The organism is Vibrio sp. 10N.286.51.E5 (assembly GCF_041469125.1).
GTDB classification, from domain to species: domain Bacteria; phylum Pseudomonadota; class Gammaproteobacteria; order Enterobacterales; family Vibrionaceae; genus Vibrio; species Vibrio crassostreae_C.
Genome location: NZ_JBFRJZ010000029.1, coordinates 109,782 through 134,415, shown reverse-complemented (window position 1 = coordinate 134,415; position 24,634 = coordinate 109,782). Strand labels below are relative to the sequence as shown.

Annotated in this window: 25 protein-coding genes and 2 pseudogenes; 12 read left to right on the top strand and 15 right to left on the bottom strand. The window is 44.6% G+C overall.

Going from position 1 to position 24,634, the window contains the following annotated elements:
- Positions 1-56 precede the first annotated feature (56 nt).
- Complete coding sequence (locus AB4161_RS11895; RefSeq protein WP_136979691.1) at positions 57-923, bottom strand: LysR family transcriptional regulator; 867 nt, start codon at positions 921-923, stop codon at positions 57-59.
- 141 nt (positions 924-1,064) lie between these two features.
- On the opposite strand from AB4161_RS11895, the gene AB4161_RS11890 reads away from it, so the two are divergent.
- Positions 1,065-1,439, top strand: coding sequence for a nuclear transport factor 2 family protein (locus AB4161_RS11890; protein ID WP_017060338.1), 375 nt, complete (start codon positions 1,065-1,067; stop codon positions 1,437-1,439).
- 204 nt (positions 1,440-1,643) lie between these two features.
- Here AB4161_RS11890 and proX read toward each other — a convergent pair whose 3' ends face one another.
- Genes proX through proV form a run of 3 tightly spaced genes read right to left on the bottom strand, consistent with a single transcriptional unit; the run spans position 1,644 to position 4,929 of the window.
- The gene (gene proX, locus AB4161_RS11885; RefSeq protein WP_017065955.1) at positions 1,644-2,651 is read right to left on the bottom strand and encodes a glycine betaine/L-proline ABC transporter substrate-binding protein ProX; all 1,008 of its coding nucleotides are present in this window, start codon (positions 2,649-2,651) and stop codon (positions 1,644-1,646) included.
- Positions 2,644-3,738, bottom strand: coding sequence for a glycine betaine/L-proline ABC transporter permease ProW (proW, locus tag AB4161_RS11880; protein ID WP_102393819.1), 1,095 nt, complete (start codon positions 3,736-3,738; stop codon positions 2,644-2,646). Before proW ends, proX begins: the two co-directional genes overlap by 8 nt.
- A gap of 3 nt (positions 3,739-3,741) precedes the next feature.
- Positions 3,742-4,929, bottom strand: a complete 1,188-nt coding sequence (gene proV, locus AB4161_RS11875; protein ID WP_371722322.1) for a glycine betaine/L-proline ABC transporter ATP-binding protein ProV — start codon at positions 4,927-4,929, stop codon at positions 3,742-3,744.
- A 641-nt stretch (positions 4,930-5,570) separates the two neighbouring features.
- Here proV and AB4161_RS11870 point away from each other — a divergent pair.
- Positions 5,571-6,308 (top strand): HAD-IIB family hydrolase, encoded by a 738-nt coding sequence (locus AB4161_RS11870; protein WP_065583888.1) that lies wholly within the window; start codon positions 5,571-5,573, stop codon positions 6,306-6,308.
- Between the two features lie 40 nt (positions 6,309-6,348).
- On the opposite strand, the gene AB4161_RS11865 is transcribed toward AB4161_RS11870, so the two are convergent.
- From AB4161_RS11865 to AB4161_RS11855, 3 genes are all read right to left on the bottom strand, one after another.
- On the bottom strand, positions 6,349-6,561 hold the full coding sequence (locus AB4161_RS11865) for a TIGR02450 family Trp-rich protein (RefSeq protein WP_017068050.1): 213 nt from the start codon (positions 6,559-6,561) through the stop codon (positions 6,349-6,351).
- A 141-nt stretch (positions 6,562-6,702) separates the two neighbouring features.
- Positions 6,703-9,150 (bottom strand): molybdopterin guanine dinucleotide-containing S/N-oxide reductase, encoded by a 2,448-nt coding sequence (locus tag AB4161_RS11860; RefSeq protein WP_017060333.1) that lies wholly within the window; start codon positions 9,148-9,150, stop codon positions 6,703-6,705.
- A 22-nt stretch (positions 9,151-9,172) separates the two neighbouring features.
- Entirely contained in the window at positions 9,173-10,267 is a 1,095-nt protein-coding gene (locus tag AB4161_RS11855) for a NapC/NirT family cytochrome c (protein WP_017060332.1), read from the bottom strand.
- Positions 10,268-10,574: 307 nt separating this feature from the next.
- On the opposite strand from AB4161_RS11855, the gene AB4161_RS11850 reads away from it, so the two are divergent.
- Together AB4161_RS11850 and AB4161_RS11845 are read left to right on the top strand one after the other, a co-directional pair.
- The gene (locus tag AB4161_RS11850; protein ID WP_017060331.1) at positions 10,575-10,850 is read left to right on the top strand and encodes a nitrogenase-stabilizing/protective protein NifW; all 276 of its coding nucleotides are present in this window, start codon (positions 10,575-10,577) and stop codon (positions 10,848-10,850) included.
- A gap of 135 nt (positions 10,851-10,985) precedes the next feature.
- Positions 10,986-12,110, top strand: a complete 1,125-nt coding sequence (locus tag AB4161_RS11845; RefSeq protein ID WP_017060330.1) for a M14-type cytosolic carboxypeptidase — start codon at positions 10,986-10,988, stop codon at positions 12,108-12,110.
- A 142-nt stretch (positions 12,111-12,252) separates the two neighbouring features.
- Here AB4161_RS11845 and AB4161_RS11840 read toward each other — a convergent pair whose 3' ends face one another.
- The 4 genes and pseudogenes from AB4161_RS11840 to AB4161_RS11825 form a co-directional block, all read right to left on the bottom strand.
- Entirely contained in the window at positions 12,253-12,609 is a 357-nt protein-coding gene (locus tag AB4161_RS11840) for a hypothetical protein (RefSeq protein WP_017060329.1), read from the bottom strand.
- A gap of 267 nt (positions 12,610-12,876) precedes the next feature.
- Positions 12,877-12,975: pseudogene (locus AB4161_RS11835) on the bottom strand (LysE family translocator); the annotation flags it as partial.
- Between the two features lie 16 nt (positions 12,976-12,991).
- Positions 12,992-13,948: an IS110 family transposase gene (locus AB4161_RS11830; protein ID WP_017064050.1), complete on the bottom strand. Its 957-nt coding sequence runs from the start codon at positions 13,946-13,948 to the stop codon at positions 12,992-12,994.
- 206 nt (positions 13,949-14,154) lie between these two features.
- Positions 14,155-14,675, bottom strand: a pseudogene (locus AB4161_RS11825) (LysE family translocator); the annotation flags it as partial.
- A gap of 253 nt (positions 14,676-14,928) precedes the next feature.
- On the opposite strand from AB4161_RS11825, the gene AB4161_RS11820 reads away from it, so the two are divergent.
- The 3 genes from AB4161_RS11820 (at position 14,929) to AB4161_RS11810 (ending at position 17,107) form a co-directional block, all read left to right on the top strand.
- Positions 14,929-16,167 (top strand): DEAD/DEAH box helicase, encoded by a 1,239-nt coding sequence (locus tag AB4161_RS11820; protein WP_372083377.1) that lies wholly within the window; start codon positions 14,929-14,931, stop codon positions 16,165-16,167.
- Positions 16,168-16,440: 273 nt separating this feature from the next.
- On the top strand, positions 16,441-16,662 hold the full coding sequence (locus AB4161_RS11815) for a hypothetical protein (RefSeq protein ID WP_017065363.1): 222 nt from the start codon (positions 16,441-16,443) through the stop codon (positions 16,660-16,662).
- Between the two features lie 142 nt (positions 16,663-16,804).
- On the top strand, positions 16,805-17,107 hold the full coding sequence (locus AB4161_RS11810; protein ID WP_017065764.1) for a thiamine-binding protein: 303 nt from the start codon (positions 16,805-16,807) through the stop codon (positions 17,105-17,107).
- Positions 17,108-17,164: 57 nt separating this feature from the next.
- On the opposite strand, the gene AB4161_RS11805 is transcribed toward AB4161_RS11810, so the two are convergent.
- A complete protein-coding gene (locus tag AB4161_RS11805; RefSeq protein ID WP_017060325.1) occupies positions 17,165-17,332 on the bottom strand; it encodes a hypothetical protein in 168 nt (55 codons plus the stop codon).
- Between the two features lie 109 nt (positions 17,333-17,441).
- The gene (locus AB4161_RS11800) at positions 17,442-17,705 is read right to left on the bottom strand and encodes a DUF1289 domain-containing protein (RefSeq protein WP_017060324.1); all 264 of its coding nucleotides are present in this window, start codon (positions 17,703-17,705) and stop codon (positions 17,442-17,444) included.
- A gap of 188 nt (positions 17,706-17,893) precedes the next feature.
- Here AB4161_RS11800 and AB4161_RS11795 point away from each other — a divergent pair, with 188 nt between their 5' ends.
- The 5 genes from AB4161_RS11795 (at position 17,894) to AB4161_RS11775 (ending at position 22,864) form a co-directional block, all read left to right on the top strand.
- Positions 17,894-18,340, top strand: coding sequence for an META domain-containing protein (locus AB4161_RS11795; protein ID WP_004734625.1), 447 nt, complete (start codon positions 17,894-17,896; stop codon positions 18,338-18,340).
- 428 nt (positions 18,341-18,768) lie between these two features.
- Entirely contained in the window at positions 18,769-19,935 is a 1,167-nt protein-coding gene (locus AB4161_RS11790) for an ABC transporter substrate-binding protein (RefSeq protein WP_017068055.1), read from the top strand.
- A gap of 5 nt (positions 19,936-19,940) precedes the next feature.
- Positions 19,941-21,641 carry an ABC transporter permease gene (locus tag AB4161_RS11785; RefSeq protein WP_372083376.1) on the top strand — a complete coding sequence of 567 codons (1,701 nt, stop codon included), beginning with the start codon at positions 19,941-19,943 and terminating at the stop codon, positions 21,639-21,641.
- Positions 21,607-22,257: an ATP-binding cassette domain-containing protein gene (locus AB4161_RS11780; protein WP_017065359.1), complete on the top strand. Its 651-nt coding sequence runs from the start codon at positions 21,607-21,609 to the stop codon at positions 22,255-22,257. The genes AB4161_RS11785 and AB4161_RS11780 overlap by 35 nt, the downstream gene beginning before the upstream one ends.
- Entirely contained in the window at positions 22,247-22,864 is a 618-nt protein-coding gene (locus AB4161_RS11775; RefSeq protein WP_017060320.1) for a CDP-alcohol phosphatidyltransferase family protein, read from the top strand. Before AB4161_RS11780 ends, AB4161_RS11775 begins: the two co-directional genes overlap by 11 nt.
- A gap of 93 nt (positions 22,865-22,957) precedes the next feature.
- Here AB4161_RS11775 and AB4161_RS11770 read toward each other — a convergent pair whose 3' ends face one another.
- Positions 22,958-23,911, bottom strand: coding sequence for a class I SAM-dependent methyltransferase (locus AB4161_RS11770; protein WP_017068057.1), 954 nt, complete (start codon positions 23,909-23,911; stop codon positions 22,958-22,960).
- Positions 23,912-23,919: 8 nt separating this feature from the next.
- Complete coding sequence (locus AB4161_RS11765) at positions 23,920-24,618, bottom strand: TIGR01621 family pseudouridine synthase (protein ID WP_017060318.1); 699 nt, start codon at positions 24,616-24,618, stop codon at positions 23,920-23,922.
- Positions 24,619-24,634 lie beyond the last annotated feature (16 nt).

Genomic DNA, 24,634 nt, shown 5'->3' with positions numbered 1-24,634 from the left:
TTAAGATCCTGTCTATGAATATGGTTAAGCACCGGATTTTACCAACGATAGAAAGCTTATACTAAATTCTGCTTAAGCTTTTCTTCCAACGCTTGGATACACAGCTTGATGGCGATAGGCGTATTTGAAGCAAATGGGTTTAGCGCATAAACCGTGTTGGTGGGTAATTCAAAGCTTGGCAGCACGTCGACAACATCACCAAATAACTGAGGAATGCAGAAATCTGGAATCACACCGATACCAACACCTGATTTAATCAGTGCAAGGCAACTGTGGAACGAATTGGTGACGCAACTAGCTTGCTGTTGGTAGACAAAGTCCTGCTCAGTTTGAGAACTAAAATGATGAGTCACCTGCTTTCCCTGCCAAGAGTTTGCAATGTAAGGAATCGATTCAAGCTCACGTTTACGCATGCTTTCAACGCCACATAACACATCTTTAAACTCACCTAAACGCTTTTGCTTTAAGTTACTGTCACGAGAACTGCCCACTCGTACCGCGAGATCAATATCGTGCTCCATGAAGTCTAAATGCTGATCGTCGCTTATCAGTTCTGGCTTTAACTTCGGATATTGTTTCATCAGATCGGCAATAACAGGCGCTACCAATAAATCCATCAAGGCATTCGGAGCTGTGATACGAATCCGGCCTTGTGGCTCTTCTAGCTCGGCTTTTGCCATATCCCAAGCCGATTCAGCGATCACATTGATGTCTTTGCAACTCAAATAAAAGCGCTCACCCATGCTTGTCAAAGTTTGTCTTCGTGTTGTGCGTTTAAGGAGAGAGGCGCCTAACTCTTGTTCTAGAATTTTGAGATGTTGACTGACGACAGATTTAGACAACTCTAACTTTTCAGCCGCAGCCGAGACTGAACCCTGATCTACGATATGAGCGAAAATCGACATCTGCTTTAGCTTACTCATCTTATTGTTCTCTTTTTACAAACAGTATTTTCTATTATCTCTGTTTTTCAAATCAATTTCCAAGACTAAACTCAATTCAACTTATCGAAATACCAAATAAAAAAGACAGTGCTCGAAACAAGACTGTTATGGAGAAAGACAATGTTAGACAACCAAATTTTAGAAGCATGTAAGCAAGGCATTAACGCGTGGCAAAAGGCTTTCAACAACCAAGATGCGAAAGGTTGTGCCGATCAATATACTAAAAGCTGTGTAATGGAAGCGCGTCCATTTGGTACTTTTGAAGGTCATGAAGCGATTCAAGCATTTTGGCAAAACATCATCGACCAAGGTTTCAAAGACGTTGATTACACCGATGTAAAATGGGAAGAGCACCCAGACGGCGGTTACATTCTTACCGCGAGTTGGACAATGAACAAAGCGTTTGGCGTTGTACATCATGAACACTGGGCACTTGAAGCCGATGGCTGCGCTCGCTTAGTCAGCGACAACTTCGAAGTTCAAGGCGAACGCTAGAGCTGTAATTAACAGCTAGAAGCTCAAAAATAGAAACAGAAAACAAAAAGCCAGCAATCCAAATGGACTGCTGGCTTTATAATGTTCACTCTTGTCGCCCTTTCACTTGGTTTGAAGGTGATTGAGTGACTCTACACAATCACTCAACACGCTCATCATTTCAAATCAAAGTGTCTGGTAAGACAGAACAAATACAAGTCAAAGTTACAGTGCTGCTTTCTTCGCTTCTGTAATCCAACCATCGAACGTGCTTTGGTTCGCTTTGATCCAACCGTTTACGTGCGCTTCGATATCAGCAGAGCTGTTCTTACCTTTACTCATCATCATGTTCTGAGCGCTTACATCATTGATGTTAAGTTTGATGATTTCAAAAAGCTTCGCTGCTGATGGGTTGTTCTTAGCAAACTCTTTATTCGCAATAATGCGCATTGAGTTCATTTCGAAGCCGTAGTTTTTGCCGTTAGATAGCGTCGTATCCACGTTCGAACGCTCGCCAGGAAGTGCTGAGAAAGGAACTTCTAACCAAACTACATCTTCGTTAGGCACCAATACGCCACTTACCCAGTAAGGTGTCCACGTGTAGTAAAGGATTGATTCACCCTTTTGGTAACGAGAAATTGTATCTGCAATGATTGCAGCGTAGTTACCTTGGTTGTGAGTTACCGTATCGTCCAGTTTGAACGCTGAAAGTTGGTGTTCAATCACCATCTCACAACCCCAACCTGGGTTACAGCCTGTTAGGTCTGCTTTGCCATCACCGTCCGCATCAAACAGCTTCGCGATTTTTGGATCAGTTAATTGACCAATGTTGGTGATGTTGTACTTTTCAGCCGTTTTCTTATCAATTAGGTAACCTTGAGCAGCGCCGCTTACATATTGGCCTTCACGGTAGAATTTCTCATCACCACCTGCCATTGTGTATTTATCAGCATGAAGCGGGAACCAACCTACCGTTAGGAACGTTGCGTCACCCTTTGCAATCGAGGTGTAGCCTACGTTGTAGTCCACTTCTTGAGTTGATTTCACGTCATAACCCAGTTCTTCTAGAGCACGGTTAACGATCAATGTTTGGAATGTCTCTTCCGCTACAGACGATTGAACAGGCTGAACTGATACGCCATCACCCGGTAGGCTTGCTGCCCACACGTTAGTCGATACCGCTAATGTAGAAACGATGCTTACTGCGAGTTTACTCTTCCATGAATTATTCATTGGTGTTTTTCCTTAATTGAAGTTCTGATTTGTTACCGCGATTAAGTACATTCAGTACAAGGGAAACAGGTCCCATGCGATACCAGCGTAATTTTGTATTACCAGCATTGACACCCAGTACTTGGGTGATTCTGTCTAATAAGATGGCTAAGATAACGATGCCTAAACCACCAACAGCGGCCAGTCCCATATCCAAACGGCCAATACCTCTCAGTACCATTTGACCTAAACCACCTACCGCAATCATTGATGCGATAACCACCATCGATAACGACAACATCAGTGTTTGGTTCACGCCCGCCATGATAGTTGGTAATGCAAGTGGCAGTTGAATTCGGTAAAGCATCTGCTTTTTGCTTGCACCGAATGAGTGACCCGCTTCGATCAATTCTTCCGGAACTTGCTGAATACCCAAGATGGTCAAACGAACAACAGGAGGAAGTGCGAATATGATGGTCACCACGACACCCGGAACGTTACCGATACCAAACAACATGACGATCGGTACTAAATAAACGAAGGCTGGTGTGGTTTGCATAGCATCCAAAATTGGGCGCACGAATTTAGCCGCCGTGTTACTTCGAGCGAGCCATATCCCCATGGGTAAGCCAATCAATAGGCAGAAGAATACGGATGTCATGACCAGTGACAATGTGGTCATTGCTTCAGACCAAGCGCCAATCAAGCCAATGAAAGTCAAAGATACGGCCGTTGCAACGCCAAGCTTCAAGTTTGAAAACTGCCATGCCACTAGAAACAAGATGATCAACATGAATGGTGCTGGCGTAGACACCAACGCCGTTTCAAATGAACTTAGGATAAAATCGATAGGCACACGGATTGCCTGGAATAATGGGCGTCCGTGCTCAACTAACCAATTCAGTCCAGACTCAACCCAAGTGTCAACAGGCAGCACAGCCTCTGCAAAAGGGTTAAGTGGATCAAAAGGTGTCGTTTCAACGGTTTCGCTGCTTAACCAATCCGCTGACGGTGAGGTATCAGCGGATTGACCCCAAGGATCACTTGCAGGTTGAGCTGGAGGAGCCGATTGAGACCATGGGTCATTATTTGTTTGTTCAGACGACATGATCTACCCCTTATCCAATGTTTGTAACAGTCGTGACTTAGTCACCACGCCAAAGTAATTACCTTGCTCATCCACAACAGGCACTGAGTAAGGCACACCACCAACTAGGCCAAGCACATCATTGATTGGTAAATCAGGGTTCAGCGTTAGTCCATCATCGAGCTGTGCGCTGATGAGTGATTTGTTCTCTTTGTGGGCTTTACGAAGCGAGTCGATAGAGACAATGCCGGAGTAACGGCTGCTCTTCTCAACTACGATGCCGTACTCGCGGTCGTTATCCATCAAAATTTGTAGAGCAGACGCTGGGCCATCGTGTTCTGATTTTTTAAATACCGCAGCTGGCTTCTTACGCGCAATGTCTTTCACAGTAAGTACGCTTGCTACGTTCACACCACGGAAGAAAGCTTCGACATAATCATTCGCTGGGTTACTAAGAATATCGTCTGGAGTACCGACTTGAACCACTTCGCCATTTTGCATAATCGCAATTCGGTCACCGATACGCATCGCTTCATCCAAATCATGCGAGATAAAAACAATGGTTCGTTTATCGTCATTTTGAAGGCGAATAAGCTCATCTTGCATTTCAGTACGAATCAAAGGATCGAGCGCCGAGAACGCTTCGTCCATCAACAAGATATCTGGGTCACATGCTAGTGCACGAGCCAAACCAACACGCTGCTTCATACCACCAGACAACTCATCTGGGTAAGATTCTGAATATGCGCCAAGGCCAACACGCTCAAGTGCTTCAAGTGCTGATTGCTTTCGTTGTTCAACTTCAACACCCGCAAGCTCTAGACCAAACGCGGCATTCTCGATAACCGTCATATGCGGCATCAAAGCGAAATTTTGGAAAACCATGGAGATGTTGTTGCGGCGAACTTCGCGGAGTTCATCTTCTGAGATGTGGGCAATGTCTTTGCCTCGAAGAAGCACATTGCCTTTGGTAGGTTCGATCAAGCGGTTAAGAAGGCGTACTAGGGTTGATTTGCCAGATCCTGACAGTCCCATTATGACGAAAATCTCGCCTTTTTGAATACTAAGAGAAACATCGTTAACGCCGATCGTTAGTCCTGTCTCTTCGAAAACTTTATCTTTATTCGCGCCTTCATTAATCATTGTAAAAGCACGATCGGTGTCTTCACCAAACACCTTGTACAGTCCCTTAACTTCCAGTATGGGATCCATGTAATCTAATCCTTTCTCAGTTATTTAAACTTAAAAATGGTTATTTAAACCCGAAAAACAATTAGCACTCTAAGTAATTAACACATGTAAATCAAGGAGCTTCGTTCGGTAAAACAAGGAAATAGACCGAAACCAGACCAGCAACAACAAGACCAAAAAATAAGCAAAAACAAAGCAAGACACTGATAATAAAAGGGATAAATTAGATAAGCGTACGGCCAATATTATGTATTACGTAGTCGTAGATTATTGAATATTAATTTTACATTAGAGTAATTAATAGGCTGAATGAACCAACAAAAGCCACAATTAGTTCGTGCACAAACAATTCGAATACGAACTATTTATTAAGCTTTCATGATGTTTCCGAGGCGAAAGTTCGCTCGATAAAAAATATAAGATCAACTCTCAATCTCTACCTAAAAACCAAAGGTCAACCGGCTAAAGTCAGCGAGTTGAAATCAACCTTTTCAACCAAGAATTTTAATACGTCACACCAACTGTGATACTTGCTGCAAACTGTCAATTGGTGATTATCTAAGCTGAACTTCAACTTGTAGAGTGCTCATTGCTGAGCCATTCTTTATAAAAGAAATAAGCATTTTCCCGTGACGAAATAGAGAAAAAGACAAGGAATTCGAATGATAAAAATGTTGGTGTGTGACTTTGACGGTACGCTTGATGGAGGCTCATCTCACGGTGTTAACCAGCTATTTGATTACCTCACAGAACAACCTGATATTCGCTTTATCATCGCGACAGGAAGAACATTACCTTCGATTCGAATGGGTTTAGAATCGGATAACTACCCGAAGCCACACAGTATTATTAGCGATGTGGGCACCAAAATTCATCATGTTCATTCCCAAAAACCAGACCATGTTTGGCATAACCAACTGGAAGCTTCTTGGAACAAATCAAGGGTAGAGACGGCTCTCGCCCCCCTTGATTTTATGGGTGATCGCATAGAAAACCATCAAGGCGATTACAAGATCACCTTTGAAGGAAAGCTTTCAGAGCCTCAACACGAACTGATTGAATCTAGCTTGGAGATGCACGGATTAGATGTTCACCTTACTTACTCTCATGATTGGTACTTAGATATCACACCAAAAGGCGTTAACAAGGCGACTGCGATTCACCACCTACTCGAACAACACGATTTGAGCGTTGCAGAAGTGTGCGTCGCAGGTGACTCAGCTAACGACACCTCAATGCTCACCATTGAAGGCGTAAACTCGATACTGGTTGCTAACCATTACCCAGAGGTTGCTCACCTATCGGATAGAGACAACGTATACACGAGTAGAGCAACACATGCTGAGGGTGTCTTAGAAGGCCTTAAATACTGGCAAGGGCGTGCAGCAGCGGGTAATTAGAAATAAGTAGAGGTGACCGACTGCTCCCTGCTTCCTATCCTTATTTCCAACCGGGAAGCCAATGATCCTTGTCGGTGAGATCCCGCCAGTTGATGTCTTCCTCTCGTTTGGTCATCACCGCTTCTATCAAACAACGAATAACCTCCCCTTCTTCAAACTCTACCTCTGTGACCATAAAGTGTTTTTCTTTCTTTACAGGGCTAACGGCCGTCCATTTACTGCGAAGTAGTTTCTTTGGATTGATTCGATTCATGAGTTTATTTCTCGCTTAGATGTCATTGATTATTATGGATTGTCTAGCCGACACTGAGTAATAGTCTTCGTCGCAAGAAAAGGATCAAAAAAAGCCAGCGATTAGGCTGGCTTCATTCAGTTAGCTATTACTTGTTAAAGATTAGCCGTTTTTAGGTGGATCAAATGCCGTGAGTTCTAATACTGGACCTGTGTATTTTTCAATCTTCACAAGCGCAGAGTTTGCAGCACAGCCATTCGCCAAACGAGAAGTCGGGATATCCAACGTAAGCACGTTACAGCCACCGTTTTTACATAGACCTGTGTCTTTATCTAAATCAGGCCAACCGCCTTCATGGATACATACAGAGCCTTGTTTGATGCCATCCGTCACTAATGCACCCACCAATACTTGTCCACGACCATTATGTGCACGAACCAAGTCACCCGTTTTAATGCCTCGAGCTTTCGCATCTTCAGGGTGAATTGAAATCGGCTCACGGTCTGCAATCGCATACTCTTCGCGGATCTTCGCGTAGTTGAACTGGCTATGCAGACGGTGCGCGGCGTGCGCTGTCATCAGTTGCAGTTCGCCATCTTTAGCGTTGCCTGTGTACTCTGTTGGTTCTAACCAAGTTGGGTGTGCAGGGCAATCATCTAGTTGGTAACCTTCAATGGTTCTTGAGAATATCTCGAACTTGCCACTTGGTGTACCTAGTGGGTTCATGATTGGGTTCTCACGAAAATCAGCGTAACGAACAAACTGTGCGTTCTTCTCGTTCCACTTCATCTCGATCAACTGATTATCTTCCCAGAACTTGCTGAAGTTAGGCATTACGATACGCTGACCACGACCACCTTGCTGTGCGGTTTTGTAAAAACCATACAGCCATTCCATCTCGGTCTTGCCTTCGGTGTACACATCACGACCACCCGGAGCAAGTAACTCAGACATGTCCGCAAATACATCGAAATCGTTACGAGCTTCACCTTGTGGCTCAACCACTTTCTTCATTGGCACTAAGTGTTGGTTACTGTAGTCACCCGTCATCGTCATATCATTACGTTCAAACGATGTAGTAATTGGCAGAACAATATCCGCGTGCTTAGCTGCTGCTGTCCAGTAAGGTTCTGAGATAACAATCAGCTCAGGCTTTTGCCAAGCTTTGATCAAGCGGTTGGTATCTTGGTGGTGAGTAAAGTTCGCACCGCCTGCCCACCAGATCATTTTGATCTCTGGGAACGTTAGGTTGTGACCATTGTGATGGTAGCTTGAACCCGGGTTTTCTAGCGCTTCAACAATACGCGCTACAGGGAATGCGTTCACAGATCCTGAAACAGCCCAATCGTTACCCGCCGAAGAACCACCGCCAAGTGACGCTGAAATCGCAGGAAGTACGCCTGCATCACGAGCAGGGTTACCACCGTTTGAGTAGTGGTAAGAAAGACCGAAACCACCACCAGGCAAGCCAACTTGACCTAGCATTGTCGCTAGCGTAACCAACATCCAGTGACGTTGTTCACCGTATTGTTGACGCTGCATACCCCAGCCAGACATCAGCATAGTACGGTTCTTACTGAAGATATCCGCAAGTAGCTCAAGCTGCTTCACTGGCACACCACAGATCTCAGACGCCCACTCAGCAGATTTTTCTACGCCGTCTTCCTTACCCATCAAGTAAGCTTCGAATACGTCGTAACCTGTTGTGTATTTACCCAAGAATTCTTTATCGTGCTTGCCCTGTTTCACTAACGTGTGTGCGATACCCATCATCATGGCTACGTCAGTCATTGGGTGAGGAGCAATCCACTCTGCGTTGTCACCAAAAAACTCGATAGTCTCAGAGCGCATTGGGTCAATCGCAATCACTGTCTTGCCCGACTTCTTCAACTGGTGGAAGAACTCAAGACCTGCACAGTCGGTTGAGCTCCAAGCGATCTTCAAGGTGTTAATTGGGTTTAGGCCCCAAAGTACCACCACATCACTGTGCTCAAGGATAACTGGGTAAGTCGTCTGCTGTTCATACACCTCAATCGAACCCACAACGTGCGGCATGATAACTTGCGCAGCACCTGTTGAGTAATCACCTAAGTGACCAGAGTAACCACCAGCCATGCTCATGTAACGTTGTAGAAGCGTTTGCGCTTTGTGCAGAACACCACTTGAACGCCAGCCATAAGAGCCTGCGAATACAGATTCCGCACCGTGCTCTTGACGAATACGTGAGTGTTGTTGGTGAATCAATTTGTACACTTCATCCCAAGAGATACGAACAAATTCATCACTACCACGTACACCTTCAGGTGCAGATGGGTTAGCCAAGTAGCCTTTACGAACCATAGGGTACTTAACACGCGCTTTGGTGTGTACTTGATCAGGGCCTGTGGTCTGCAGGCTATTTGGAACCGTTTGTGCCAGTGCATTCGTCGTCGACACTAACTTGCCATCTTTCACTTCACACAGCATTGGTCCCATACGACCTGATGTTAGAACACCAGAACCACGTTTGTCCGAAGCAATTGCGCTCATCGGCGTCAAAGATGTGAATGCCAACGCACCAGCTGTAATACCTGTGCCTTTCATAAATCCACGACGTGTCATATTAGTCATAATTTTATCCTTCTAATTCTCTTTAGTGACCAACAACGTCTTTCGCGTGGTTTTGGAAGTACTTAGTCAGCAGCTCAAGGTTTTGCTCAGAAATGTCTGTACGGTCGCCCATACTTTTCGCAACAGGCCCCCAAGCATTCACAGTGAAGTGGTTTGAAGGAATTTTCGCGTGACACGTTGCACAGTAAACGTTGTCCAACTCTTCTGCGTAAGACCAGATTGGGTCTAGTTTATCGACAACTGGAGAAGTGATATCACCCGTTAGCGCAACTGAACGCCACTCGTTACCATAAGCATCTGCTTTATAGTCACCAGTAGTCAGTGCTTCTTGACCTTTGTCTGTCAATGTCGCAACGATTGCACGTTGGCCTTCACCGAAGTAAAGCACTTGCTCTGCACCTTTCATTTGGAATGCATTCAAAGTCACAGTACGGTTGTCGCCTTCGGCCTTAACCACTTGCAGTTCTGCTGTTGGGTTTACACTGCCGAAGTCACCCATTGCGATATCGGTTACTGGGTAAACCACTTTCGCATCTGCTGGCGTGTTTTTCGTAAATGCGATCAGGGTATCGAACGCTTTGCTATCTAGCTGAGCTTCAGGAGCAAAATGTGCAACGCCTTTGTGACAATCGATACACGTTTGGTTATTTTCACGACCATAAGCATGCATTTTTGCTGCATCACGAGATTGCTCGAACTCTTCCATTGCATCGAATTCGTGACAAGAGCGACAAGTCGCTGAGTCATTCTCGCGGAATTGAGCCCAAACTGTCTCAGCCATCTCTTCACGGTGTGCTTCATATTTCTCAGGCGTGTCTATCTTACCTGAAATAAATTCGTGGTAGATGTCTTTGGACGCTCTTACTTTGGTGATCACGTAGTCAATCGGATCAGTTGGAATGTGGCAATCGGCACATTCAGCTCGAATGCCTTTTGCGTTACTGAAGTGTACAGAACCTTGGTATTCTTTGTGGGGTGCTTCCATTGTGTGGCAAGAAACACAAAACTCAGTGCTCGATGTATAGTGCATAACGGCTGCAGTTCCCCCTAAGGTTAACCAGCCAATACCTATACCAACCGCCGCTATTAGTGCGATATAACGTTTTTTTATTGTCATAATTCTTAATCATCTTCAACAATTGGTTACAATTAAGATCAGAATAGTACTTTAGGGGTAGATCGGTTTGATTTGGATCATAAATCGCATTCTGAGGAACAAAAATTGAACCTTTATGAGAACCCAAGGTCACTTCACGAAATTATTCCCCACCAGATACAATCACCCACCAAATAAGAGGCAGCGGTTAAATATTCATTATTGATTAATCCAACATCAACGAGACAAAACGGCTTTCTAAGTCAAAGAAGTAAATTGTAAATCTATTACAATATTGGCTATCTATTTTTCATAAACTCCTCACTCAATGAACCAAACAGAATTCCAACAAAAAATGGCGAGTTTCACCTCGATTGAACAAGCGCTTGATTACTTCGAAATTGGGTTTGATAGCAAGTTCATCAACCAAAATAGAGTCGAGCTTATGAAACGCTTTAATGGTTATCTGATCCTGTCAAAACCCGATGATTGGTTCTCAGGAAGAAGAGCGCTGAAAAACGCTTATTGTAAGGTTCAACGCAGCAAGTTAGATCGCCACACACGTTCAGCCTGTCGTGGGTGTACAACTTGTCAGCGTCGATAGATAGGAAGTACTGCTCAAAGTAGAGAACTAAAAAGTAGATAGTTGAAATAACATCTCATTACGATTTAGTTAGTGGTTTGCTCGAAAAAAAGTGTGCTAGTCTTACGGCAACTCAACTACGAGATAAAAACTACAATGAAAATTTTCAGCAATTTCGAAAGCGGCAACATTCACGTCGTTTCTGCAGATTCACCACAAAACATTCAACTGACGATCCCAGCAGACTACCAAACTGAAATCTCTCAGTGGTTTCACTTCCGCTTAGAAAGTGAAGCTCAACAATCTCACCACTTTGAAATCGGTCAATTGGCAACATCTGCCTACCCTGAAGGCTGGAAAGATTACGATGTAGTTGCATCGTATGACCGTGAAGAGTGGTTCCGTATCCCATCTCAGTTCGATGGCGATACATTAAGCTTCGATATCATCCCTGAACACGATTCAATGTACTTCGCGTACTTCGCGCCGTACTCATACGATCGTCACCAAGATCTTCTGCACAATGCTCAAACGCACCCTGCTTGTAAGCTTGAAACTCTAGGTCAGACGCTAGACAACAACGACATCACTTTGCTAACCATCGGCGAGCCAAGTGAAGAGAAGAAAAACATCTGGGTTATTGGTCGCCAACACCCTGGCGAGACGATGGCTGAATGGCTGATCGAAGGCCTGCTACAACGCCTACTTGATGAAACAGATACGGTTGGTCGCTCTCTTCTAGACAGCGTTGTGTTCAGAGTTGTACCAAACATGAATCCAGATGGCAGCATCCGCGGTCACCTGCGTACTAACGCGATTGGCGTAAACCTGAACCGCGAATGGCAATCACCTTCTATGGAACGCAGCCCAGAGGTATTCCTTGTTCGCGAGCGTATGCTGGAAACGGGCGTTGACCTGTGTCTAGATATTCACGGCGACGAAGCGATTCCATATAACTTTGTAGCAGGTAGCGAAGGCACACCTTCTTACAACGAGCGCATCGCGAAGCTAGAGAGCCACTTCAAGCAAGCACTGCTCACTATCACGCCAGAGTTCCAAGATGAATTTGGTTACGATAAAGACGAACCAGGCAAAGCAAACATGACAGTTGGCACAAACTGGATTGGTGAGCAATTCAAGTGTTTGGCTTACACCGTCGAGATGCCATTTAAAGATCACATCAGTCACGCTGACGAACTTTACGGCTGGTCTCCAGAACGAAGTGTCGCGTTTGGTCACGATATGCTAGCCGCAGTTTGGGCTACAGTAGACGAGCTATAAGGCGAACTAAGCTCATTAGCTTTACCTGTATCGCCTTTGGTTTATAAGAATCTGGGCTATAGATAGAACAAAGCCCAGCACTTGTGAAAGTGCTGGTTTTTTAATATCGGCTTGGATGAGTGAATCTAACTTTAAAAGCTTTCTATGCCACTCTGAGGCTAGCAAAAAACACTGGGTATCTTTGCCTAATGTGGCGTTGTTCAGACACCATATCTTTGAAGCTTGGGCCTTGTGATAACTGAACGATCACTTCGTCACCTTCTTGTCGCAATACAGCACCGCTAATATCGATACTGTTGTTGTCATGCAACCTCAAGGTGCCGGCCATTGAAAAGCCACGATAAACCGGAATGATGTTACGCATCATCAGGCGTACACCCTTTTCAGAAACTTCGCTGACATGAAAAAGCTCATCCTTAATTCGCATCACCGGACGAGCCTTTTGAGGGTACTTTAAGCGGTAATATTTGCGTTTCTGGGTGAATGAATCTTCACGCATTGGTGACTCCCTGTCTCTGTTATTTCGGTCAAGCAATAGGCTGTAGCTTCAATTGGTCTCAAATAAACACATTCACCAAATTGATAGCTAATAATTATATCGACTTCCCGAGCTAATGCTTTAGAGATTTATACAGAGAAACACTGATTGCTTAGCATTCAGTAAAAAATGAGAACTGAATCGGAAATGAAAACTAAGATGGAAACGAGAACTAAGCCGGAAATGAACTGAACCAATAGCTAAAAACCCAATTCTTCGCATCGCACCCTAAAGCTGAAACAATGCCAACTGAATGCTGAAGCCCACGAATAGAATCCCACACACAATGTTCATCATTTGCGAGGTGCGCTTTTGAACTAACAAACGACTATGGCGTCAATGATTAATTTTTGGCAGTGTTTTCATCCCACATGGCGCCATCTCTCAGCATAGAGTTAAGAGTCACAACCATCTTTCGAACACACGCGATTATTGCGACTTTCTTAGGCTTTCCGGCAGCTACAAGTCGAGCATAAGTTGCTTTGAATACGGGGTTACATTGCATGGCTGACATCATTGCCATATATAACACTGTGCGTACTTGCGCTCGACCGCCTTGGATCACGCGCTTACCTTTGTAGCGCCCACTTTCGCGTGTTATTGGAGCGACACCAATTAGTGATGCCGCTTGTTTATTTGTGATGTAGCCAAGTTCTGGTACGTTGCTAATTATTGATGCAGCGGCAATGTTTCCTATTCCAGGGACGCTCTGCAATATTGTGTTTTTAGCCTGATATTCAGGGCTATCTTCAATGAGTTTAACGAGCTTTTCTTCTAACTTGGTGATTTGATTTTTTATCGTGGTTAGCATCGGTTTGATAGTCGGATGGAGAGAAGCGGGAAGTATCTGGATTCGGTTCTTTTCCATGGTTTGCATGGATAACAACTGGTTTCGGCGAATGACTAAGTCACTCATTAGGCGTATGTTTTTTGGCTTTATGACAGTAAGAGCTGGTTTGATTGCTTCTCCATAGTGAGCAATCAATTCTGCATCTAAACGATCATTTTTGGCTCTGCGGCCAATAGCACCAGCGAACCGTTTTATGTGGACAGGGTTTGCTCTGACAATAGGTAATTGAGCCTCTGCACATGCAAGAACAAAAGGCATTTCTAATCGGCCTGTTGCTTCAATAACGATTCGTTCAGGACTGTGACTCTTAATCGTTTTGAGTGCTTTTTTGATGCCTTTATCATTGTTCTCTACTGAGAAAAATAGGTCTAGTGGCCTGATGTGGATGTCTAATTGTGTTTTGCCGGTATCAACTCCAACGTTGATGCTTTGATTGATTTTGGTATTCATAATAAGCTAACTCATGCTTGCGTAATGCGGGTTCGAGACCCAGTCGACTATTCGAGGTTTATGCTTGAAGTCCTATGTAGCGTTCATGTTTGTTATCGGTCTCTCGATAGAGGAGCCAGCGTTTAAACGAACTACTACATAGAAAGCTTTAGTTGCAGCTAAAGCCTGGGTCTCACATTACCCGATTGGAGTGCTTATTATCCATACAAGCGCTTAAAGGTATCCGCCATTAAGATCACAACTAAGAACCACATCGACACCACTGACGCTTGAATTGCACCAAGTATCAAACTGTCTGTCACAATCGCATCTGTTGAAACAAATTGAGGGAATATAGAAAGATAAAACAGGACAATTTTAGGATTCAGTAGATTAGTGAGAAGCCCTTTGAAAAATTGCTTATAAAGCTTACTTCCCGATGCACTGACCACAGAGAACACGCCCTCTTGAGCGCGCAATGCCGCTCGAAAGTGATTACAACCAAGCCAGATTAAGTCCACTTAAGACCTTCAAACGCCATTGGGGTCTGAGATAACAGTAAGCTCATGCCATTCGCAGAAACAAACGCATGAAAAAAGAACCCGCATGACACACCCAACACGTTAATAAACGCAAACAGCTTTCTTTGGGTTAGAGCCGTGCTCAATACCAACAGAGCATTTGGACCTGGAATAATGGCAATAAAAAACACGATGATAATAAACAGCCAGATACTTTCCCAACTCATTTCGCTCTCATTTCCTTAAAGCTTCCTAATCATACTTGATCGTTTTAGGGCGGGTATTGTACGTCCATTCAATACCATTACAATATGCCCAACGTTTAATTAGCTTAGCTCGCTTGCCTTAGTTCAGTTGTATGGATAACGCTTAAATTTAACGTGTATAATTCACCCGTTTATCCTGTAACGCAGCAAAACTCATTCTCTAACATTTATAGCCCTGTTAGACTCCACCTCCATTTTGATACTTGGTTCATTTATGTCATTTGATAACCTCACCCTTAACGCAAAAACCGTCACAGCGATCCCTTCTCAATTCGACAAACCGACTGAGATACAACAAGCGGTAATTCCATCAATTATTGCGGGTAAAGACGTACTTGCGTTGGCTCAAACGGGTAGCGGAAAAACGTTGGCGTTCGGCTTACCTTTACTGAATAACATCAACCAAGATGTGAATGAACTGCAAGCACTGATCATTGTTCCAACCCGTGAACTTGCATCTCAAGTGACCAAATCTTTAGAACCGATCGCGACAACGCTCAATATCAAATTGGTAACGCTAACGGGCGGCGTAAATACTGATGATCAACAGCAACAATTATCGACTAAACCACAATTAGCCATCGCCACACCGGGCCGCCTACTTGCTTTAATCAAAAGTGATGAACTGGATATAGCTCGGTGTTCATCATTGGTTCTTGATGAAGCCGACCGCCTGATCGACATGGGATTTTGGCCAGATATTCAAGCGATTACTGCAGCACTACCAAGTAAACGTCAGTCACTGTTGTTCTCTGCGACACTTCCGCCCGAATTAGTAGGGCAAGCTGAAGAGCTTCTTTTAAATCCAGTAAAAGTCACGACACATCAAGAAAACAGCGTGGTCGCGACTATTGAAGAAACCCTGTATTTAGTAAACAAAGGCAGTAAAGCTCAAGCGCTCATCGCACTACTCAATCAACACACATGGCCGCAAGTATTGGTATTTATTGGCGCAAAAGACAATGCCGATACATTAACCAAACGATTGAATAAAGCCAAAATCAGTGTGAGTGCGTTACATGGAAATAAGAGCCAAGAAGAACGAGAGCAAGCATTAGAAAGTTTCAAAAATGGCGAGACTCGTGTGCTTATCGCGACTGATGTGATGGCTCGAGGCATCCATATTGATCAACTACCTATTGTGATTAACTTTGAGTTACCACCTCATTCAGCGACTTATGTGCACCGCGTTGGAAGAACGGCGAGAGCAGGAAGTACTGGTTGTGCAATCTCGCTGGTTAGCCACAGTGAAACTGACTACCTGACCGCCATTCGCACTTTAACCAACAAAGCACTGCCACTACAGTCATTGGAAGGCTTCCCAGTCACAGACAAACCTGCATCTGAAGCGACCGCTCGCAAGCGTCCACCTAAAGATAAAATGGCCAATCGAAGAACAGCCCAAAAGAAGAGCATTAAGCAATTTAAAAGCAAACCAAATAGCTCTAAGTAACCAGAAATAGCGCTAAGCAACCAGAAATAGCGCTAAGCAACCAGAAATAAAATAATAAGCTCAGTTTGTACTGGGCCTTTTTATATGCAACAAAATACAAATTCACACCCAAAAACTTCCCTAAAGTTGCCAACTTAAATGACATTTTTGTGAACTATGATGCCAACGTATTGATTCTTGGTTGCTCAAAAAAAATACTCTTAAATCACGTTGACGCCCCTATATCTAGCAACTAGATTTTTCTATTAGTGTCTACAACAGGAGGTCATTGAAATGAAACGTGCTAGCTCTACATATCGATTACAACTGATTAAGGAAGTGGCAACTCGCCGAGATCGTCAACGTTCCAATGACCCGATGGCAAACTACATACAAACCCTAATAGATAATAAAGATGATTGTGATACTTCGGTTGAACGCAACCAGAGGTTCAGTGGCAGTCATTTTGATGAGCACATAGGTGGTTGGGTAAGTGACCACTGGGGTAGCAAGTAGTCCGATATCTCCAGTCACTCGTGTCATAAATAAAGCAGCGTAACCGCTGTAGAATTTATCTCCGCATTAACCTATCATCTACAACAAATCCCTATCATTGAGTAAGCAGAAAGTGTCTGAGTTAAAAAGAGAAAAAGAAGTGATGGTTGCCTTCCAAGTGATCCCTCGCGTTAAAGAAGGCAACAACTTCGAAGTAGTTGATAAAGCCATTGAAGTTGTGAAAGCAGCCGATGTCCCTTTCCAAGTTGGTGCGATGGAAACCACAATGAAAGGTGAACTCAATCAATTACTCGATATCGTTAAAAAAGCAGAACAAGCTTGCTACGATGCAGGGGCGGTAGAAGTGATCACAAACATTAAGATTCACAGTAAAACCACCGAGGCCGATGATACATTTTGCACGTACCATCGTGGTGTAACGAAAGCGAATCACATGTTTGTTTAATCACATTTTTGTTTCTGAAAACTGAGCTTTAAGAAAGGCTCTGAAGAACCAGTGGTGTTATTGGAAAGGCATGTCTGAGAGGTGAGAAAGGATTTCCATTCGTTCTTCTTCTGACATCGAATGCCAATCACGCGGAGTCTCTTCAGGGTCATCTTTTGCCCCGATCGGTTTTCGGTCAAGTGCTTTGACTGGCTCTTTTTTGATTTTTACGTTCTTTTTATTCATACCGACACCACTCCTTCTGGTACAAAGGTACCTACTTTAATATTACACCCCAACCATTATGTAAAGTAATAGTTACTTCGGAGTTAAATAAAATCTAAACACTTCCTCTTTAGCCAAAAAGATCTCTTTGGGGACTGGTATTTCCCTCTTCATCGACCTGCTTACCAATCAAGTTTTTTTGATTCATTATTTTTCTTCTATAGCGCTGACGACACAGCTTTATCACGTGCAATTGTTCTGACGGTGTCATCGACATCCAATTAAAGCGCTCTTCTCTCTTGCGCATACAACCGTTGCAATAGCCTTTGTCATCGCTTGAACAAACCCCAACGCAAGGGCTCGGAACTTGGAAAAACTCTAACTGCTCCACCATGCCTCCTTACACATTCAAAATTACGCTTACTCTCTCAAAAATAAGCGATTAATTTGTCGCCTGGCTCATGAAATTCATACTAAACTATGACCTTATACTGACACATATAGTGTTTTGTAAACTATACTTTGAACCCATCAAGTTACACTTATCCGGTAACTTCGTTCTTTCCTTTGGAGCCTTATAATATGAAGTTTAGTTCAAAAAAATTACTAGCAGTAGCCGCTTTACCTATGATGCTAGCAGCATGCACAACAACAGGTGACAACGCGATGCAAGTAACACCAACCGATCTACAGCACCATAATTGGGAACTTGCGCAAATTGATGGCAAGGACATTGTGAAAAGCGAAGACCAAGCAGCTCCTCGTCTAGAGATCGGCGAAAAGATGACTGCAAACGGCATGGCTGGTTGTAACAACTTCTTCGGTCAAGGCGAGCTGAAAGACGGTCAATTCCGTATCAAGCAAATGGGCATGACAATGAAAATGTGTCACGGCTCTGCGATGGAAATCGAACAATCGGTTTCTGCTACTCTAAGCGAGTGGAGCGACGTAACGCTAACAAACGATACGCTAGTACTGAAAAACGATGTACACACGCTAACGTACACAATTCGTGACTGGGTAAACTAATCCGTCATCGAAACCAAATACTGATTAAAGGAGCCTGATGGCTCCTTTTTTATTGTCAGCTTGCCCTCACTACTTCTTCAAAATTGACGCTCATCGCCGACTTTTCGTACCAGCCTCCAATAAACCTCAAAAATCTCTCATTTAGATGCAATAAATTCAACGGTTCAGCGGTCTGTTGCTAGGATGGCAAAAGCCTAGAGTCTGTCGAGTTTTCGAGGTGATTACAGATCGAACAAAACTCAACCGAGAACTCCCTGCTTGTTCTCAAGTAATTGATTGAATTTACTGTTGAATTAGAATTTATTTCAGAAACAGATAGAATAACTATTAGGGCATGTTGATCTTTCGTTAACCACGAAGGGTCAACACGCCCTAGGGAGTTTGAAAATACAATGCTCTTGCCCGTTCACTACCAAATGGAAAAGTTTATGAACAATATAGTAAGTACGTTAGGAATCATGGCAACCGTTGCATACAGCGCAACCATTTATGCTGATGAAGCAACATCCATCGACAGCTGGAACCAAATAGAACAGCAGGCAGAGGGAGAAACTGTCTACTTTCACGCTTGGGGCGGAAGCCAAGAGATCAATCGTTACCTACAGTGGGCAGGCAAGAAATTACAAAGTGACTACGGTGTCACGTTAAAGCATGTGAAAGTGACCGATATTGCGGAAACCACCACTCGACTGCTTGCTGAAAAAGCGGCAGGAAAGAACAGTGAAGGCAGCGTCGATATCGTCTGGATTAATGGCGAGAACTTCCGTTCGATGAAAGACAACGCGCTATTGTTTGGGCCATTTACGGAATCACTTCCAAATTGGCAGTATGTCGATAAGTCTCTGCCAATTGATGTCGATTTCTCAGAGCCGACAGAAGGCTTAGAAGCACCGTGGGGCGTGGGACAACTGGTGTTCATTCATGACCAAGAAACACTTCACAACCCGCCACAATCATTCTCTGAGATGTTAAGCTACGCTCAGGCTTTCCCAAATCGCTTAAGCTACCCTCGCCCACCAGAGTTTCATGGCACGAGCTTCATTAAGTCACTACTGATTGAACTAACAAACAATAACCCTGCGCTGGCTCAGCCGGTTTCAGAAGACAACTTCCAAGAAGTAACGGCACCACTGTGGGCTTACTTAGATAAATTCCATAAAGTGGCGTGGCGCGGTGGAAAGCAGTTCCCAGCAGGCACATCGGAAAGCATCCAACTTCTGGATGACGGACAGATCGATCTCGCGATTACGTTTAATCCAAACTCTGTTTATTCAGCACAAGCCAGTGGTCGCTTAGCCGAAACCACTAAGGCTTATGCTCTAGAAAGCGGCGCTCTATCTAACATTCACTTCCTTGCGATTCCTTGGAACGCCAATGCAACCGCGGGTGCTCAAGTGACCATTAACTTCTTACTGAGCCCTGAAGCACAGTCTCGCAAGGGGGACCTCAATGTTTGGGGCGATCCTTCGGTTCTGAGCAGCAAGTACCTCACTGGCAGCGCTAAAAACACCCAGCAATTTAAATCGGTTGATGAACCACACCCTAGCTGGCAAAACGCGCTCGAGAAAGAGTGGCTTAAGCGATACGGTAACTAGTCTTCATGCTACGCGCTCTATATTTTGTTGTTATAGCTGTATGCATTATCCCGACCATTCCTGGGGTAGCGGGAGTCGTGGCTTCGTCACTGAGTTTCATCCCGCCCCTTGGTTTAGAGGAGCCGACACTCAACGGTTTTAGCCAAGTCTTTCAATGGGAAGGGGCTTGGCACTCTATTGGCTTAAGCCTAGGTTCAGCAATTGCAAGCAGCTATATAGCCTGCTTCCTGACCTTTTGTATTCTTCAAGCCTCTTGGGGAAACAAGTTTTGGAGAAAGATTGAGTTTACGCTATCGCCAATGCTTGCCATTCCACATGTAGCTTTCGCTATCGGCTTTGCTTTTCTGTTTAGTCCAACGGGGCTTGGCGCAAGAGCGGTACATCACTTGCTCGGCGAATCGGCTACCAGCTCTGAATTGGCGTTATTGGTGAAAGACCCATACGCGTTTGGCTTAATTATTATGCTCGCACTCAAAGAAGTCCCCTTCTTATTGCTGATGAGCATTTCGATACTTCAGCAAATTGATGTAGAGCGTATCACCAAGGTCAGTGCATCGCTCGGTTACAGCCGCGCTCAGATCTGGTGGAAATGTATTTTCCCACAATGGTTTACTAAGCTTCGTTTCCCAATGCTGGCGGTACTCGCTTACAGTGTCTCGGTTGTCGATATTGCTTTGATCATAGGCCCAACCAACCCGCCGACCTTTGCCGTTTTGGTATGGCAATGGTTCAACGATCCGGATCTTAACCTACTTCCGCGAGCTGCTGCTGGTGCCATCGTTTTGTTTGGTTTAGCTTCGTTGATCATCGCCTTGGCGCGTTTAGTTGAATGGGCGGTTCTTAAGTACTTTCGAACTTGGCAGTATTCCGGAAGAACAGGGGCAAACCTTCCGGGGAAAACGGTATTCACTGTCCTTGCTAGCCTTTCACTGCTGATCATTCCTTTAATGGTAATTTGGAGCGTTGCTCAGCGTTGGCGCTTCCCTGATTTACTGCCGAGCCGCTACAGCACGCGCTTCTGGGAGTTCGAGTGGGAAGGCATCATGAGCACCGTTGGTCAAAGCTTATGGATTGGTCTGATTGCTGCTTCAATCGCTTTGTTGCTTGCGCTGGTTGCTCACGAATACAGAATCAAATACAAGTGGCAAGTTCCGGGCTTCATTATCGCTATTCCAATGCTAATACCACAGCTTTCAGTGTTGTTTGGTATGCAAGTCACGACCCTCTACATCGGCAGTAGTGCCTATGAGTTCTGGGTGATTTGGGCGCATGTTTTCTTTGCTTTCCCGTTTGTGTACCTGTCTTTGGATGGCCCGTGGAAAAGCTTCAATGATGGGTTGATTAAAGCCTCGCTGAGCCTAGGTAAATCGCCATTTCAGAGTTGGTATTCGATCAAACTACCAATCTTGCTTCCTGCGATTGCCTTTGCTTGGGCGGTCGGGATCAGCGTGAGTTTGGCCCAATACCTTCCAACATTAATGCTCGGCGCGGGCCGTATTAGCACGATCACCACAGAAGCCGTTGCACTTACCAGTGGTTTCGACCGCAGGGTGACAGCAATCTATGCCATTTGGCAGGCCCTATTGCCTCTGTTCTTTTTCTCTTTAGCGATATTAGCCAGCCGACTTCAACTGAGATATCGCCGTCTTACTTTTAAAGGTTTCCTAAGTAATGAGTCTGTACCTCAACGACCTCGCCATCCGTAAAACCGATGGAGATTCGCTGTTCTCAGCGCTAAACGTCACATTAGAATCTGGCCAAATACTGGCTTTGATGGGGCCGAGTGGCTGCGGAAAGTCGACCTTACTGGATGCGATTGCTGGTCACTTAAGTGAAGAGTTTTCGTACTCTGGCACCGTTGTGTTGAACAATATTCAGCTCGACGAGCTTCCATCACATCAGCGTGAAGTCGGTATTTTGTTTCAAGATGACTTGTTGTTTCCGCACCTCAAAGTATGGGAAAACTTGGCCTTTTCGTTACCGAACTCTGTTAAAGGTTCCGCTCGCCAAAAACAAGCAATGGCTGCACTAAAAGACATAGAGCTAACTCACTTAGCTGAATCTTTCCCGGATCAAATATCCGGCGGTCAACGCGCAAGAATAAGCTTGACTCGTATGTTGTTAGCCAAGCCTAAACTCGCCCTGCTTGACGAACCGTTCAGTAAGTTAGACCAAGAGCTCAGAGCACAATTTCGCGATTGGGTCTTCGAACAGCTGACCAAAGCGAATATCCCTACATTAATGGTCACGCACGACGAAGCCGATGTACCTCAAGGGGCAGAAGTACTGTCTTGGCCATGGAGAAGTAACCATGCTGGATAAGTACTCCATTAAGGTCATTAAGTGGCCATTAAATCAGTCTGCTAAGTTACTAAACCAATTGGGTATCACGGCCAATCAAACCACGTTATTCGGATTTCTGATTGGGTGTTTAGCGTTTCCAGCGTTGGCATTTCAACAATATGAGTGGGCGTTAGGCTTCATTGTGTTTAATAGAGTATGTGATGGGCTTGATGGAGCCTTGGCTCGAATCCAAGGCATTAGTGATGCGGGCGGTTTCCTCGATATCAGCCTAGATTTCCTATTCTACTCGCTGATCCCTTTTGGATTTGTCATTGCCAACCCAGAACACAACGCCATTGCCGGTGCATTTTTGATCTTCTCTTTTATCGGCACAGGCAGCAGCTTTTTAGCGTTTGCGGTTATGGCAGGCAAGCGAGGCATTGAAAACCCAGTCTATAAGCATAAGTCTCTGTACTACATGTCAGGGCTAACCGAAGGCACTGAAACCATCGCTTGTTTCATCGCGTTTTGTATTTGGCCTCAACACTTTGCGGTTATCGCTTACACCTTTGGTGCAGCTTGTTGGCTAACCACGTTCATGCGTATTTATTTTGGGTTCCAGACACTAAAAAACCAAGCTAGTTAATAAATGAGTTAGTTTCTTGCACCTATAAAAACGCCGCTCATTGTGAGCGGCGTTTTCTATATTAGTATGGATAATGCCCGCTAAATCATGACATCAAGCTTCAGCTGAAGCCGTGATTTTAAACCTCAATACCTTTAGGCTTGAATCAAGGTCGACATCGACAAACTCAGGCGGGTTGTCCAGACGCTCAATGAACTCAACGCTTGGTGCTTCTTCTGCCATCGTCTCAATCAGGAAGTTTGGTGATACTGCTGGTGAGTTCACACACGCAATCACTTCACCGCCTTCAGTTAGAAGTTCAGGCAAACGACGTAAGATTTTTTTGTAATCTTTGGTTAGAGCAAAGCTGCCTTTTTGGAACGAAGGTGGATCGATGATAACGAGCTCGTAAGGACCGCCCTTCTTGATTTTCCCCCACGACTTAAAGATATCGTAGCCAAGGAAGTTAACCGAGCGCATATCGTGTTCATTCAGACGGTGGTTATCGCGACCTTTGTTTAGCGAGCCACGTGACATGTCCACGTTCATGCATTGACGAGCGCCACCAGCGATAGCCGCGACAGAGAAACCACAAGTGTATGCAAACAGGTTAAGAACGTTCTTATCCTTGGCATTATCTTGTACCCACTGACGACCATTACGCATGTCTAGGAACAAACCGAAGTTCTGATTACGGCCAATGTCTAATTGGTACTTAAGGCCATGCTCAACCACAACCGGAGAGTCATTCAACTCACCCCATAGAACCTCTGAAGGCGCACCATCGGCATAACGGTGTTGCAGAACAATGCTTGTGCCCTGCTTTGATTGCCAGATATCTTTGTTGGTGAGTTCAACCAATCCAGCTTTAAGAGATGACAAGAATTCATCGTCGACTTCTTTAAACACGTTAACCAGTAGCTGTCCATCAACCCAGTCACATGTCAGTTGCTCTAGACCAGGCCAAAACTTACCGCGCCCGTGGAAAATACGGCGTAGTTCGTTTGGTACTTCATTAAGTTGCTGTTCAATATGACTAAAAAACAGAGGTAAAGCTGATGCTTCCATTATTTCACTCACTTAGTGTTTAGCTTTGGCCAAGTTAATGACCAAGGTTCAAGCCAACTGTCCAAACCGTTCGACACGGTTTCTTGATGCCACTTCTCACCCAAGGAGTTTAGGCTTCTTGGATCGCAGACATATTCGTAGGCTTGTGATTGATAGGCAAATCGAATCGCGAAGGCATGCAGATAACCTCTGTCAGCCTCACTCGATGGATTATAAATAGGGTCACCAACAATGGCTGAGCCGATCGACTTCATCGCGACACGGATCTGGTGAGTTCGCCCCGTATAGGGTTTGCATAACAGCAGACGCTCACCGGGTTCAGCCGTTGCTGATAAAAACTGAGTAATCGCAGGGTTCTCTTTGGATGTCAGAAGTTTCCAACTTGAGCGTCGTGAGCGCTCCATGTCTCCTGAGATCAAACCTTGCTTTTTCTTTGGCTTCTTAGAACCGATCGCAAGGTAGTATTTCTCTACTTCACGCTTTGCAAATAGCTGTGAAAGCTCGCTCGCCGCCGACGCATTTTTTGCCAGCAGCAGAATGCCCGAAGTCATTTTATCTAGTCGATGAACGAGATACAGCTTAGGCTCATTAATTGCCTTAGCAACTTCTTGAAGCAACATGGTATCGCCATCGTCTTTGTGGACGCTGACTCCAGGGTGCTTATTGATAAGTAAAAAATCAGAGTGGTTCAGAAGAATATCGAACATTAAAGGCTAGCTCCAT